The sequence below is a fragment of the Micropruina sp. genome (assembly GCF_047606665.1).
Classification (GTDB): Bacteria; Actinomycetota; Actinomycetes; order Propionibacteriales; family Propionibacteriaceae; genus Micropruina.
The window spans coordinates 25481-38866 of the sequence record NZ_JASGEF010000062.1 but is presented as its reverse complement, the minus strand read 5'-3'; the positions used below and the strand labels follow the sequence as shown (position 1 = coordinate 38866).

The following is a 13386-nucleotide window of genomic DNA, read 5'->3' as shown; positions in this document are numbered from 1 at the left end:
CTGGGCCGGCGGCAGACCCCGATAGAATCGGCCGGTGACTTTGCACCTGTACGACAGCGCGCGCCGCGAGATCGTCGAGTTCCAGCCGCTGGAGCCAGGGCAGGTGTCGATCTACCTGTGTGGGCCCACCGTGCAGTCCGCCCCGCATCTGGGACATATGCGCAGCAGGGTCAACTTCGACGTGCTGCGGCGCTGGCTGGAGTTCACCGGTCACCAGGTGCGGCTGGTGGTGAACGTCACCGACATCGATGACAAGATCCTGGTGAAGTCGGCCGAGGCGGGACGTCCCTGGTGGGCGCACGCCTACCTGTTCGAGTCGGCGTTCCGGGTGGCTTTCGAGGCGCTCGGCGTCCAGGCCCCGACCTACGAACCGCGGGCCACCGGGCACATCCCCGAGATGATCGAACTGATCGAGGCGCTGATCGAGCGCGGTCACGCCTATGCGGCGGCCGACGAGTCGGGCGACGTCTACTTCGACGTGCGGTCCTGGGCCGAGTACGGGGCGCTGACCGGGCAGCGGGTGGCCGATATGGCACCGGCCGAGGACGCCGATCCGCGCGGCAAGCGCGATCCGCGTGATTTCGCCTTGTGGAAGGGCTATAAGCCGGGGGAGCCGGTGACGGCGTCCTGGCCCAGCCCGTGGGGACGGGGGCGTCCCGGCTGGCACATCGAGTGCTCGGCTATGGCCGGCAAGTACCTGGGCGAGACCTTCGACATCCACGGCGGCGGGCTCGACCTGCGCTTCCCGCACCACGAGAACGAGCTGGCCCAGTCCCGGGCGGCCGGACGCGGGTTCGCCCGGTACTGGATGCACAACGCCTGGGTCACCATGGCCGGCGAGAAGATGTCCAAGTCGCTGGGCAATACCGCCGATGTCGCCGCGGCCGTGGCGAAGTACGGCGGCCGGGCCGTCCGGCTCTGGCTGGCCGGCCCGCACTACCGCTCGGCGATCGAGCTCAGCGACGCATCGCTGGCGGAGGCGGCCGCTCAGCTGGCCCGGATCGACAGCTTCCTGGAACGGGCCGCAGGCTTGAATGCCGGCTGGGTCGCCTACTCGCCGGCGGAGGCGATTCCGGCCGAGTTCTCCGCTGCGATGGACGACGACCTGGCCACCCCGACCGCGATGGCGGTGCTGTTCCGGGCCGTGAAGGACGGCAACGTGGCGTTGGACGCCGGCGATCACGAGACTGCGATTCGGGCACGCATCTCGGTGCTGCTGATGCTCGGCGTCTTCGGCCTCGACCCGGCGGCTCCCGAATGGGCGGACGCCTCCGCCGGCGACGACCTGAAACCCGTGGTGGACGGCCTGGTCGGTGCCCTGCTGGAGCAGCGCGCCCAGGCGCGGGCCCGGAAAGACTGGCCCGCCGCCGACGCGGTCCGCGACACCCTGAAGAACCTGGGCCTCAAGGTGGAGGACACCCCCGCCGGCCCGCGCTGGAGCTTGGAGAACTGATGCCCGGAAATTCGTCCCGCAAGGGTGCCGTCCGCAAGCGCGGCAAGGGCGTCGGCAGCGGCAACACCGCCGGCTCCGGTGGCCGCGTCCGGCGCGGCCTGGAAGGCAAAGGTCCTACCCCGAAGGCCGAGGATCGCCCGTACCACAAGGCCTATCGCAGGCGTGGCCCGAACGAGCCGGGCAAAACCCAGCCTGGCCAGGGGCACGCCGGTCAAGCCCGATCCGGCGGACGCCCGCGCACCGAGGTGAAGCGCTCCGGCGACGACTGGGTGATCGGCCGCAACCCAGTGCTGGAGGCGCTGCAGGCCGGGCTGCCGGTGCGACGCGCCTACGTCGCCGACGGCGTGGAGCGTGATGACCGGCTGCGGGAGATCCTGCGCTACGCCGCCGACCATGGCATCGCGCTGCTGCAGGCGACCCGTGCCGAACTCGACCGGCTCACCCACGGTGCCGCGCACCAGGGCGTCGCGCTGCAGCTGCCGCCATACGAATACCTGCATCCGGACGACCTGCTCGCCGAGGCCCTGGACGCTGCCGAGCCAGCCCTGGTGGTGGCCTGCGATTCGATCACCGACCCGCGCAACCTCGGCGCCATCATCCGGTCGGCGGCCGCCTTCGGCGCGGCCGGCGTGATCATCCCCGAACGGCGCTCTGCGCAAGTCACCGCCGCGGCCTGGAAGACGTCCGCCGGAGCTGCGGCCCGCGTCCCGGTGGCCCGCGCCACCAACCTGAACCGGACGCTGCGGCAGTACGCCGACGCCGGCTTCGTGGTCGCCGGACTCGCCGGCGAGGCCGACCTGGACGTCGCCGGCATCCCCGGCGTCGACGGCCCGGTGCTCCTGGTGGTCGGCTCCGAAGGCGACGGGCTGGCCCGGCTGGTGCGCGAGAACTGCGACGTGTTGGTCTCCATCCCGATCAACTCCGAGGTGGAATCGCTGAACGCGTCCGTGGCGGCCAGCATCGCGCTCTACGAAGTCACCCGCTGCCGCGGTTGACTTTCCGTGGTGAGCGGTCGCCGATCTCAGCATCGGTGACTGCTTTCGGGTTGTGTGACTGCTTTCGGGCTATTTCACGAAAGCAGTCACACAAGGTGAAACTCGTCACCGATCGCGCGATCGGTGACCTGTGATCGGTGACCGGCGTGGGCCGCGACCAGCGGAACTTTTAGCCGCAGATCGTCGACATCGGACCGTGCCAGGCCAGCGGCCGCGGGGCGCCGGTGCACATCGCGCTGGTCGCCTTGGTGCCGGACGGGGCCGCCGCCTGGTAGCCGTAGATCCGGGACGAGGCACCGAGCAGCTGCTCCAGGGCCGAGGGTGCCGTCCGCCTCGCCACCCGCGCGGTCGCGGCGTCCAGGCCCATCAGCTGCACCGCGTCGCGGAATGCCTCGTCTGGGCCCATCTGGGCATCGATCAGCTTCTTCGCGATCGCCGTCTTGCCGTCGTAGATGAAGGCGCCCAGGTCGTCCTTGATGGTGGACGCCGGAATGCCGCGGTGCGTGGAGACCCAGTCGACGAAGCCGTCGTACTCGTTGGCGAGGCCGTCCATCAGCACTTTGCGCTCCTGCGCGGTCATGTCCCGGAACGGGTCGCCGAAGTCCTTGCCGGTGCCCTGGGTGAGGTACTCCTCGGTGATGCCGCCGGTCGTGGTGACGCCCGATTCGAGAATCGTGCCTGAGGTGGAGACCACGTCCTTGTAGCGGGAGAACGGGCCCATGATGATGCCGATGCTGCCGACCAGCGAGCCGTAGTCGGCGATGATCTTGTCGGCGCCGGCCATCGCGTACATGCCGCCGGATGCCGACAGCCCGCGGACGTAGGCGACCACCTTCTTGCCGGTGCGGCTCTGGTACCGCTCCACGGCGTCCGCGATCGCTCGCGCGCCGTTGACGCTGCCGCCAGGGGTGTTCATCAGCAGCACCAGACCGGCCGCGTCGGCCGCTTTCAGCTCGTCCAGGGTGCGGGCCAACTCGTAGCCGTAGGTGGAGGAGGTCAGCGTCAGCCCGTCGCCGCTGTCGCCCTCGATGGCGCCTTCGACCGGGATGGCCAGGACGGTCTGGGCGGTGGTCGCGGTCGGCGATCCCCAGATGGTCTCCAGGCCGGAGATGCGCGGTCCGTTGGCGTTGCTGGCGACCGAGGCCAGGACGCTGCCGTAGATCAGCGCGGTGATCAGCGACCCGACGATGCCGAGGATCAGCAGCACCCCACCGGCACCCAGGCTGGCCCCGGCACCGAGGCCGAAGCCGCGCCGGAAGGAGCGCTCGCGGGGCGGCTGGGGGACGAAGACGGGTGCCGGCGCCATCATCGGCATCGGCTGGGCCTGCGGCAGTGCGGACGCGGGGCTGCCTTCGCCTGTCGGGCTCGGGTGCTGGTCGGGGGTGCTGGTCATGGCTGGGCTCCTGGTCGGGGTCGTGGAGTTCCGTTCTCTGTGGACCCTACGTGACGCGAGTCCGGCCGACAGGCCCCGGCGAGACGTCCGGCCCCGACATCGGCGGGTCAGTCACCCGGCCACCCTGCGACACACCGCAAGCCCGCCACCTGGACCGCGGAAATCGTCTGTCTGCTCGGACGAATGGTCAGCCGCGGCCGAGCACCGCGACCACGAAGCCCGCCTCGGGCGTGAACGGACGCAGATCCCAGGTCGCGAAGGTCTGCTCGCGGCCCAGGCCGGACGCCTCGACGTCCGCGAAGAAGTCGTCGAACAGGTAGCCGCGGCCCGCGCCGAAACCGACCACGGCACGGCCGCCGTCGGCGAGCCGGTCGGCGAAACCGGCCAGCACCGGACGTCTTGCCTCGGGGTGCAGAAAGCCGAGCACGTTCCCGGCGCACAGAATCGCGTCGAAACGTTGCAGAGCATCGCTCGGCAGCTGGTAGGAGGTGAGGTCGCCGACCACATAGGTCGGTCCGGGCTCGGCCCGCTCGGCCTCCGCGATCAGCGCCGGGTCGAGGTCGACGCCGACCACCCGGTGCCCGGCCCGATGCAGGTAGCCGCTGTGCCGGCCGGCGCCGCAGCCGGCGTCCAGAATGGTGGCGCCGCGTCCGACCATGGCGTCGATCAACCGGGCCTCGCCGACCAGATCCTGACCCTGGGCGGCGAGCATCGCGAACCGGTCGATGTAGCGCTGGGAATGACCGGGGTCGCGGGCGACGATCTCGGCCCACTGGCTGCGGGGAAACACGAGCCTCCGACAGGATTCGAACCCGCGACCATCCGCTTACAAGGCGGGAGCTCTGCCAACTGAGCTACGGAGGCATCGACCGGACGCCGACGGCCGGCCGGGCACCATTGTGCCGTACCCGTCGCCAGGGTTCTCCGTCATCCCGCCTCCGTCACCCACCTTCGTCATCCCGGCGGACGCCGGGATCTCCGGAGCGCGAGGGGGTCTCGGATCGAGTCCGGGATGACGGGTGTCGGGGCTCAGCGGATGCCGGACGACGTCCCGTACAGCTCGGCGGTGCCAGTGGCGAACACGTCGCGCTCCTCGGCCGACAGGAACGCCGCCCGGCCGCTCGGCAGGTCGAGCCGGGACTCGCCGTCGTGCAGCACGCAGTGCCCCTTGGTGACCAGCAGAATGCGGGCCGAGCCGCGTCCGGGCACCCGGACCGCCGCGGTGCTGTCGTCGATCGACATCCGCCAGGCCTCGAACTCGCTGCACGGCGTCTGGTACTTGAAGACGCCGCGGCGGGTGCGCCGGGGTTCCAGCACCTCGGGCAGCCACGGGTTGAAGTCGACCACCGCGACCAGCTCGGAGACGTCGATGTGCTTGGTGGTCAGCCCGCCGCGGATCACGTTGTCGGAGTTCGCCATGATCTCGACGCCGGTGCCGCGCAGGTGGGCGTGCATCATGCCGGGCGGGACGAACAGCCCCTGCCCCGGACGGAGCAGCAGCCGGTTCATCAGCAGCGCGGCGAGAATGCCCGGGTCGGCCGGGAAGACGGCGTCCAGTTCCAGGGCGGTCCGGGCGAACTCGCCGAGTTCGCCGTCGTCGTCGCGGTGGTGCATGGCTGCCGCCACGGTCTCGTTCACCAGATGGTGGCGGGCGTCGTCGAGGCTGAGCACGTCGAGGAAGACCTCGGCCATCGCCGCCGGGCCCTTGCGCTCGGTGAGCGGTCCGATCACCGACTCCAGCTGATCGGCCACCCCGAGACCGGCGAACAGTTCGGCGGTCTGATGCGGATCGCGGAAGCCGGCCAGGCTGTGGAAATCCTCCAGCGCGATCAGGATCTCGGGCTTGGGCCAGCTGTCCTTGTAGGTGCGTTCCGGCGAGTCCAGCGGGATGCCGGCACGGGATTCGCGGGCGAAGCCGTCGATGGCCTGGTCGCGAGAGGGATGCGCCTGAATCGACAGCGCGTGCCGCGCCGACAGCAGCTTCATCAGGTAGGGCAGCTGCTCGCCGAACGCCTCACGGCTGCGTTTGCCGAGCACCCGCGGGCCGGACGCAATGTGCTCGACCAGGGTGCCGCCCTCCAGCAGCGAGGGGGACGAGGTGTGCGCGCCAAGCCAGTATTCGGCGATCGGCGAGCCATCGGACGGGCGTCCGAGAATCGCTGGAATGGCGTCGTGGGTGCCCCATGCGTACCGCTGCACGGTGCCGCTGAGTGGCTGCATCTTTCGTCCTTCGGGATGGCCTGGCAGGGACGCCGTCGTGGCGGCCGGAGCAGCCTCACTTTAGCCGACCGCCTTCCGCGGCCCGTTGCGTCCGGGTAACCCGTGGGAGTGACAGGGTCACGGGCGACGAATGACACAGGTGTGATTTCGACCTAGAATCGGCTCATGTCCGAACTCGTCGCCCGGCCGGTGGGACCGCTCAGTGAGCGGTCGGCCGCCATTCTCGACTTCGAGAAGCGGTGGTGGTCGTTCCACGGCACCAAAGAGGCCGAGATCCGCGCACGGTTCGACCTCTCGGCCCCGCGCTACTACCAGCTGCTCAACGACCTGATCGATACCGAAGAGGCGTTGGCCCACGACCCGCTGCTGGTCAAGCGGCTGCGCCGGCAGCGTGCCACCCGCCAGCGGGAGCGCTCGGCGAAGCGGCTGGGGTACACCGTCAAGGTCTGAGTACCAACCCACCGCGTCTGAGTGCCGATCGCCGGTCTGCGCCTACCGCGGTCACAGGTGCGCGCCCGGCATTGCCGACTGCCGTCCTCTCCGTCCCGTCCGATCCCTGACGTCTGGTCGCGGCACGGCCGCCTGAGGTGGCCAGATCCACCCGGCTTCTTTGCACTCGGCACCCTCGAGTGCTAAACATGTGTTAGCACTCTCCCCGTGAGAGTGCCACCCAGGTCAGATCGGTGAGGCCCCTCCGGGCCGTCCGTCGCGGGCATCGACGCTGACCGACCACCCTGACTAACCGTGGGGCCGAGCGCCCCACCGATGCAGAAGGATTGCCTGCACCCATGGCAAAACTGATCGAATTCAACGTTGAGGCGCGCCGTGGCCTCGAGCGGGGCATGAACATCCTCGCCGACGCGGTGAAGGTGACGCTGGGCCCCAAGGGTCGCAACGTCGTCCTGGAGAAGAAGTGGGGCGCCCCCACGATCACCAATGACGGCGTCTCCATCGCCAAGGAGATCGAACTGGAGGACCCCTACGAGAAGATCGGCGCCGAGCTGGTCAAGGAGGTCGCCAAGAAGACCGACGACGTCGCCGGTGACGGCACCACCACCGCGACCGTGCTGGCTCAGGCCATGGTCCGCGAGGGTCTGCGCAACGTGACCGCCGGCGCCAACCCGATGAGCCTGAAGAAGGGCATCGAGAAGGCTGTCGCCGCCATCGTCGAGCAGCTGGCCGCGCAGGCCACCGACATCGAGACCAAGGAGCAGATCGCGGCCACCGCGTCCATCTCCGCCGCCGACACCTCCGTCGGCGAGATCATCGCCGAGGCGATGGACAAGGTCGGCAAAGAGGGCGTCATCACCGTCGAGGAGTCGAACACCTTCGGCCTCGACCTGGAGCTGACCGAGGGCATGCGGTTCGACAAGGGCTACATCTCGCCCTACTTCGTCACCGATCCCGAGCGCATGGAGGCCGTCCTGGACGACCCCTACGTGCTGATCGCGAACAGCAAGGTGTCCTCGCTGAAGGACCTGCTGCCGGTGCTGGAGAAGGTCATGCAGTCGGGCAAGCCGCTGCTGGTCATCGCCGAGGACGTCGACGGCGAGGCCCTGGCCGGCCTGATCGTCAACAAGATCCGCGGCACCTTCAAGTCGGTCGCCGTCAAGGCTCCCGGCTTCGGCGACCGCCGCAAGGCCATGCTGACCGACATCGCCATCCTGACCGGTGGCCAGGTGATCTCCGAAGAGGTCGGCCTGAAGCTGGACGCCGTCACCCTGGAGCTGCTGGGCCGGGCCCGGTCCGTGCTGGTCACCAAGGACGAGACCACCATCATCGAAGGCGCCGGCGACTCCGAGCAGATCGCCGGCCGGGTCAACCAGATCCGCAAGGAGATCGAGAACAGCGACTCCGACTACGACCGCGAGAAGCTGCAGGAGCGGCTGGCCAAGCTGGCCGGCGGCGTCGCCGTGATCAAGGTCGGCGCGGCCACCGAGGTCGAGCTGAAGGAGCGCAAGCACCGCATCGAGGACGCCGTCCGCAACGCCAAGGCGGCCGTCGAGGAGGGCATCGTCGCCGGTGGCGGCGTGGCCCTGCTGCAGGCCGCCAAGAAGGTCGAGCTGAGCGAGCTGTCTGGTGACGAGGCCGTCGGTGCGCAGATCGTGCTCGGCGCCTGCTCCGCTCCGCTGCGGCAGATCGCCGGCAACGCCGGCCTCGAGGGCGGCGTCGTGGTCGAGAAGGTCGCCGGCCTGCCGTCCGGCCAGGGCCTGAACGCGGCCACCGGCGAGTACGTCGACATGCTGGCCAACGGCATCATCGACCCGGCCAAGGTGACCCGTTCCGCGCTGCAGAACGCGGCGTCCATCGCGGCGCTGTTCCTGACCACCGAAGCGGTCATCGCCGACAAGCCGGAGAAGGCTCCGGCCATGCCGGCCGGCGGCGACGGCGGCATGGGTGGCATGGACTTCTGAGCCACCCGCCGCACTGGCAACCAAGGGGGTCGGACGCTTCGGCGTCCGGCCCCTTCGGCGTCCCCGGCCCGCCCGTCCGCCAACCCCCTCCCTAACTACTTCTGCCCTCCCACATGTGGCAGGGCAGAAGTAGTTAGGGAGGGGGTTGGCGGGTGAGGCCGCCCACTGGGGAATATCGGCGGGGTGGATCGGGCTGGAACAGGGGTGAGTGAAACGGGGAGTGCCGCGGCGACACGGGGCAGCGTCGGGTTCCGGTCCGATCGCGGACGGGTGCTGCTGGCCCTGATGCTGACCACCGGGTTGATCGCGATCGATTCGACGATCCTGGCCACGGCGGTGCCGTCGGTGGTGAAGGATCTGGGCGAATTCGAGCAGTTCCCGTGGCTGTTCTCGGTCTACCTGCTGGCGCAGGCGGTGTCGGTGCCGATCTACTCCAAGCTGGCCGACACGGTGGGACGCAAACCGATCATCCTGGTCGGCGTCGGACTGTTCCTGCTCGGCTCGGTGCTCGCCGTGCTGGCCTGGAATATGACCTCGCTGATCGTCTTCCGGGTGATCCAGGGCCTGGGTGCGGGCGCCAGCGCACCGATGGCGATGACCATCGTCGGCGACCTCTACAGTGTCGCCGAGCGGGCCGTCGTCCAGGGCTACATCGCCAGCGTCTGGGCGATCGCCTCGGTGGTCGGGCCGGCGCTCGGCGGCGTCTTCTCCCAGTTCGTCTCGTGGCGGTGGATCTTCGGCGTCAACATTCCGCTCTGCCTGGTCGCCGGCTGGGCGCTGATCCGCTTCTACCAGGAGCGGGTGGAGCCTCGCCGGCACCGCATCGACTACGCCGGGGCCGCCCTGCTCACGGTCGGGCTGACCGCGTTCATCCTGGCCCTGCTGGAGGGCGGCAACGTCTGGGCCTGGTTGTCGCTGCCCAGCCTGATCAGCTTCGGCATCGGGGTGGCCGCGCTGGTCGGCTTCGGATTCGTCGAGCGCCGGGCCGCCGAACCGGTGCTCGATCTGGCGATTCTGCGGCGTCCGCTGATCCTCACCACCACCGCCCTGTCGCTGGGCGTCGGTGCGCTGCTGATCGGCATCACCAGCTTCGTCCCGACCTACCTGGAGAACGCCCTCGGCGCCGTCCCGCTGATCTCCGGCGCCGCGGTCGCCGCGCTCACCCTGGGCTGGCCGCTGTCGGCGTCCATCGCCGGCCGGCTCTATCTGGCCCACGGGTACCGGACCACGGTGCTCCGCGGCTGCTCGATCGCCCTGGTCGGGACGATCGGCCTGGCGATCAGCGGCCCGTGGCCGAACCCGTGGACGGTGGGCGCGGTCTCGTTCGTCACCGGCTTCGGACTGGGCTGGATCGCGGCCCCGTCGCTGGTCGCCGCGCAGGCGTCCGTGGACTGGAGCGAACGCGGCGTGGTGACCGGCATCAACGTGTTCGCCCGGTCGGCCGGCAGCGCGGTCGGAGTGGCGATCTTCGGCGCCATCGCCACCAACGTGATCGCCGCCGGACGCAGTGAGCAGGACTACGCGACCATAGTCTCCGCCGGCACCTGGGTGTTCGTCGCGGTTGCGATCGCCGCGCTCGGGACTCTGCTGGCCGCCTTGACGATGCCGCGCGGCGGCGTCGACTCCACGGCATACTTGCCGGCAGCAGTGAGAGGGGCCGAGTGATGATCGCCGAACTGGTCGACGAGCGGGACGCCATGGTCGAGGATGACCAGCCGGTCTTCCGCGCCATCTTCACGAAGAACTACACCGTGGCCTCATATCGCCTGACCGGAGGGCACCTGCCGGACGCCTTGGCGTGGGTGGCGGCCAACGTCGCAGACCGCGCCCATGCGCTCTACATCGAGCGCCCGCTAGCGGAATCGGACGGCGTCGAACTGGTCCTGCTGGAGAAGACCGCCGGATTCACTTGGTGAAACCCGTCGCCGGCCTGCGTGTCCGGCGTACCCAGCCGGGCCGCCGCCGTCCATGATGGGGGCCATGAGCGGGCTGCTCGAAGTGATCGCGCTCCATGCGGCGGACGCCAAGCGCGCGGAAGCGGGCGGCGCCGACCGGATCGAGTTGTGCGGAACCCTGGACGAGGGCGGACTGTCGCCCGAGCCTGCCCTGGTCGAGAAGGTGCGGGCCGCCACCTCCATCCAGCTGCGGGTGATGGTGCGGCTGCGGCCCGGTTTCGGCACGGACGGCGCCGAGGCCGTCCGGCTGAAGGGCCTGATGGCCAGCTACGCGGACGCCGGCGCCGACGGCATGGTGCTCGGCTACCTCAACGGCATGGGCGAGGTGGACGCCCAGGTCGTCGGCGAGTTGGTCGCCGACGGAGACTGGCCGTGGACCTTCCACCGGGCCATCGACTGGTGCCTTTACCCCGACCGCGGCTGGGCGCTGCTGCACCGGCTGCCGCGGCTCGACCAGGTGCTCACCGCCGGTTCCTCACGTGGGCTCGAGCACGGCCTGGACGAGCTGCTGCAGCGAGCCAGTGCCAATCCGTGGCAGGCCGGGGTGATCATGGCCGGGGGCGGGCTGCATCCCGACCATGTGCCCTGGCTGGCCCGTGCCGGGGTGCGCGCCTTCCACATCGGCACGCCGGCGCGTCCGCAGGGCTCGCTCAAGGCCTACGTGGACGCCGATCTGGTGCATTCCTGGCGTCGGTTGATCGACACCGAGATCCGGCACGCCCTCGGCTGACCCGGAGAATCCGCTCAGTCGGTAGGCTCGACGTGGACGAAGGTGACGGTGCCGGGCAGCGCCCGGCCGACCTCCTCCTCGACTCGATCGGCCAGGTCGTGGCTGCGGCTCACCGTCCATTCCCCAGGCACCGTGAGGGTGGCCTGGACGAAGCGCTGCCGGCCCGACTCGCGGGTGCGCAGATCGGTCAGATGCACCCGCGGATCGTCGGTCAGCGGCACCAGCGCCTGCTGAATGATGGCGACCTCCTCGGGTGGCAGGGTGGCGTCCAGCAGCCCCACGACCGAACGCCGGATCAGCCCGACTCCGGTGAACACGATGTTCACGCCGACCGCTAGCGCGATCAGCGGATCGAGCCAGATCAGATGGGTCAGGCCGACCACGGCGATCCCGGCCAGGACGCCGACCGACGTCCAGACGTCGGTCATCAGGTGCTTGCCGTCCGCCTCCAGCGTGATCGAACGGTGCCGGCGTCCGGCCCGGATCAGGATCAGACCGGTGACCAGGTTGCCCACGGACGCCAGCGCGGCCAGCAGGGCGCCGATGCCGATGCTCTCCAGCGGCACCGGGTGGATGAACCGGTTCACGGCGCCCGTGATGATCGCCACCGCGGCCACCACGATCAGGGTTCCCTCGACCGCTGCCGACAGGTATTCGGCCTTGCCATGGCCGAAATCGTGGTTGTGGTCAGCGGGTTTCGCAGAGAGCCGCATGGCCCACAGCGCGACGCCGGCCGCCAGCAGGTTGACCGTCGATTCCAGGGCGTCCGACCACAGGCCGACCGAGTTGGTGAGCACGGCCGCGATCGCCTTCAGTACCACGGTCGCGACGGCGGTGGCCAGGGAGAGCCACAGGAACCGCTCCAGGAAGCGGTGGTCGGCCGGTTCGGCCGGAGCGGGTGTCGTCGACATCATCTTTCCGGGTCGGGCAGGCCCGCCCAGTCCGCCGGCGAGCCGGCCCAGGCTAGCGCGACCTGCCGGCCGAGTTCCCCCGCATCCACCGTGGACTCCTCGACCATTCCGTGGTCCACCGGCCAGCGTTCCGGCCGCCGGTCGAGGGCCACCAGCTCGCCGAGGGTGACCGGCCAGACCTGTTCGGGCAGCTCGGCCAGGGCGTCCACGGGCAGCCAGTCCCAGGCCGCGATGGTCACCTTCTCGTCGTCGGTGAAACCCGAGGTGTCGACCTCGAACGGCTCGTCCACCCGCAGCAGATAGAACAGCTCGGACTGGCCGAGCACCTGGTCGCTGTAGCCATGAATGACGAAACGCCGCATCAGCGGGCCGCGCAGGGCGTCCGGATCGACCCGCAGCCCGGTCTCCTCGGCCAGCTCGCGCACCGCGGTCTGCAAGGGTCCCTCACCCGGATCGACCCCGCCGCCGGGAGTGATCCACCAGTGCAGTCCGGGCACGCCCGGATCGCTGTCGCGCAGCAGCAGCACCCGCGAGCCGTCGGTGACGATCACCCGGACGGCGCGGCGGCTGCGCACCGGTCGCGCCTCGGGAGCGACGCTGACAAAGGTGCGGGAACGGAACGGTTGCGTCATCAGCCTGGTATCTCCACGGTCGCAATGGGTTCGAGCAGCTCGTCGAGCACCTCGAAGGTGACCGGTCCGCGGGCCACCTCGAAGGCGACCTGGCCGGTGTTCTCGTCGCCGGCCCGGACGATGCGCATCGCCAGCTGGCGGTCGAGCTGGGCGCCGACCGTCATCAGGTGCCCAGTGCCGCCGGGTTCGCGCACCGCGGTGAAGAACGGACCGGTGGTGACAGCGCCGGAGACGCCTTCGAACCGGACGTCGACGACCAGGTAGGCGAGGCCCTCGTCCGGTTCCAGGACGCCGTTGTCGACCCAGCTGGCCCCGGTCACGGTGACCTCGGCGTCCCCACCCTGGGCGCGGAAGCGGATCTGCTGCCCGATGGTGCCCCCGGTCACCGGGGCGCTGACGGTCGGCCCCGGGCTGTCCGGTGTGCGCACCACGCTCGGCGGCGGGCTGGCCGGCGCCGGCGCGGGAGGGACGCTCGGCTGCACCGAGGACGCCGACGGCGCGACCGGGGTGGGCGGCAGCACCAGCCAAGCGAGCAGGCCGAGCGCGACGGCGATCACCAGCGTCCCGACGACCAGCATGGCCCGGACGCTCCGGCGGCCCGGTCCGGTACGTCGAGACGGCGGAGGCGGCCCCGTAGGTGCAGGGGGTGCAACGGGCACAGCGGGCGAGGCCCACTGCGTGGG

General features: G+C 70.2%; 13 protein-coding genes and 1 tRNA gene. 7 read left to right on the top strand and 7 right to left on the bottom strand.

The window, feature by feature from the left end; genetic code table 11:
* Positions 1–34 precede the first annotated feature (34 nt).
* Both cysS and rlmB read left to right on the top strand, forming a co-directional pair.
* Positions 35–1453, top strand: a complete 1419-nt coding sequence (gene cysS, locus QM619_RS14545) for a cysteine--tRNA ligase (RefSeq protein WP_415110167.1) — start codon at positions 35–37, stop codon at positions 1451–1453.
* Complete coding sequence (gene rlmB / locus QM619_RS14540; RefSeq protein ID WP_415110164.1) at positions 1453–2448, top strand: 23S rRNA (guanosine(2251)-2'-O)-methyltransferase RlmB; 996 nt, start codon at positions 1453–1455, stop codon at positions 2446–2448. Before cysS ends, rlmB begins: the two co-directional genes overlap by 1 nt.
* A 169-nt stretch (positions 2449–2617) precedes the next feature.
* Here the strand turns inward: rlmB and QM619_RS14535 are convergent, their stop codons facing one another.
* From QM619_RS14535 to manA, 4 genes are all read right to left on the bottom strand, one after another.
* Entirely contained in the window at positions 2618–3841 is a 1224-nt protein-coding gene (locus QM619_RS14535) for a S49 family peptidase (RefSeq protein WP_415110161.1), read from the bottom strand.
* Between the two features lie 187 nt (positions 3842–4028).
* Positions 4029–4631: a class I SAM-dependent methyltransferase gene (locus QM619_RS14530; protein WP_415110159.1), complete on the bottom strand. Its 603-nt coding sequence runs from the start codon at positions 4629–4631 to the stop codon at positions 4029–4031.
* A 1-nt stretch (position 4632) separates the two neighbouring features.
* Positions 4633–4705: transfer RNA gene (locus QM619_RS14525), tRNA-Thr, on the bottom strand.
* 165 nt (positions 4706–4870) lie between these two features.
* The gene (gene manA, locus QM619_RS14520; RefSeq protein ID WP_415110156.1) at positions 4871–6061 is read right to left on the bottom strand and encodes a mannose-6-phosphate isomerase, class I; all 1191 of its coding nucleotides are present in this window, start codon (positions 6059–6061) and stop codon (positions 4871–4873) included.
* A 165-nt stretch (positions 6062–6226) separates the two neighbouring features.
* Here manA and QM619_RS14515 point away from each other — a divergent pair, with 165 nt between their 5' ends.
* From QM619_RS14515 to QM619_RS14495, 5 genes are all read left to right on the top strand, one after another.
* Positions 6227–6511 (top strand): DUF3263 domain-containing protein, encoded by a 285-nt coding sequence (locus QM619_RS14515; protein WP_415110153.1) that lies wholly within the window; start codon positions 6227–6229, stop codon positions 6509–6511.
* 338 nt (positions 6512–6849) lie between these two features.
* On the top strand, positions 6850–8475 hold the full coding sequence (gene groL, locus QM619_RS14510) for a chaperonin GroEL (RefSeq protein ID WP_415110150.1): 1626 nt from the start codon (positions 6850–6852) through the stop codon (positions 8473–8475).
* A 204-nt stretch (positions 8476–8679) separates the two neighbouring features.
* On the top strand, positions 8680–10140 hold the full coding sequence (locus tag QM619_RS14505; RefSeq protein WP_415110148.1) for an MFS transporter: 1461 nt from the start codon (positions 8680–8682) through the stop codon (positions 10138–10140).
* Entirely contained in the window at positions 10140–10391 is a 252-nt protein-coding gene (locus QM619_RS14500) for a hypothetical protein (protein WP_415110145.1), read from the top strand. The genes QM619_RS14505 and QM619_RS14500 overlap by 1 nt, the downstream gene beginning before the upstream one ends.
* Before the next feature lie 64 nt (positions 10392–10455).
* Complete coding sequence (locus QM619_RS14495) at positions 10456–11160, top strand: copper homeostasis protein CutC (protein ID WP_415110142.1); 705 nt, start codon at positions 10456–10458, stop codon at positions 11158–11160.
* Between the two features lie 14 nt (positions 11161–11174).
* Here the strand turns inward: QM619_RS14495 and QM619_RS14490 are convergent, their stop codons facing one another.
* From QM619_RS14490 to QM619_RS14480, 3 genes are read right to left on the bottom strand one after another with little or no spacing between them, the layout of a single operon-like run.
* Positions 11175–12071: a cation diffusion facilitator family transporter gene (locus QM619_RS14490; RefSeq protein WP_415110139.1), complete on the bottom strand. Its 897-nt coding sequence runs from the start codon at positions 12069–12071 to the stop codon at positions 11175–11177.
* Positions 12071–12703, bottom strand: coding sequence for an NUDIX hydrolase (locus QM619_RS14485; RefSeq protein ID WP_415110136.1), 633 nt, complete (start codon positions 12701–12703; stop codon positions 12071–12073). The genes QM619_RS14490 and QM619_RS14485 overlap by 1 nt, the downstream gene beginning before the upstream one ends.
* On the bottom strand, positions 12703–13281 hold the full coding sequence (locus QM619_RS14480; RefSeq protein ID WP_415110134.1) for a hypothetical protein: 579 nt from the start codon (positions 13279–13281) through the stop codon (positions 12703–12705). The genes QM619_RS14485 and QM619_RS14480 overlap by 1 nt, the downstream gene beginning before the upstream one ends.
* Positions 13282–13386: the final 105 nt, after the last annotated feature.

Bases quoted from the DNA above. Each gene is read 5' to 3' on its own strand.
- QM619_RS14500 (WP_415110145.1), top strand. From the start codon at position 10,140: ATGATCGCCGAACTGGTCGACGAGCGGGACGCCATGGTCGAGGATGAC.
- groL (WP_415110150.1), top strand. From the start codon at position 6,850: ATGGCAAAACTGATCGAATTCAACGTTGAGGCGCGCCGTGGCCTCGAG.
- QM619_RS14535 (WP_415110161.1), bottom strand. From the start codon at position 3,841: ATGACCAGCACCCCCGACCAGCACCCGAGCCCGACAGGCGAAGGCAGC.
- rlmB (WP_415110164.1), top strand. From the start codon at position 1,453: ATGCCCGGAAATTCGTCCCGCAAGGGTGCCGTCCGCAAGCGCGGCAAG.
- QM619_RS14515 (WP_415110153.1), top strand. From the start codon at position 6,227: ATGTCCGAACTCGTCGCCCGGCCGGTGGGACCGCTCAGTGAGCGGTCG.
- QM619_RS14485 (WP_415110136.1), bottom strand. From the start codon at position 12,703: ATGACGCAACCGTTCCGTTCCCGCACCTTTGTCAGCGTCGCTCCCGAG.
- QM619_RS14490 (WP_415110139.1), bottom strand. From the start codon at position 12,071: ATGTCGACGACACCCGCTCCGGCCGAACCGGCCGACCACCGCTTCCTG.
- QM619_RS14495 (WP_415110142.1), top strand. From the start codon at position 10,456: ATGAGCGGGCTGCTCGAAGTGATCGCGCTCCATGCGGCGGACGCCAAG.
- QM619_RS14480 (WP_415110134.1), bottom strand. From the start codon at position 13,281: ATGCTGGTCGTCGGGACGCTGGTGATCGCCGTCGCGCTCGGCCTGCTC.
- manA (WP_415110156.1), bottom strand. From the start codon at position 6,061: ATGCAGCCACTCAGCGGCACCGTGCAGCGGTACGCATGGGGCACCCAC.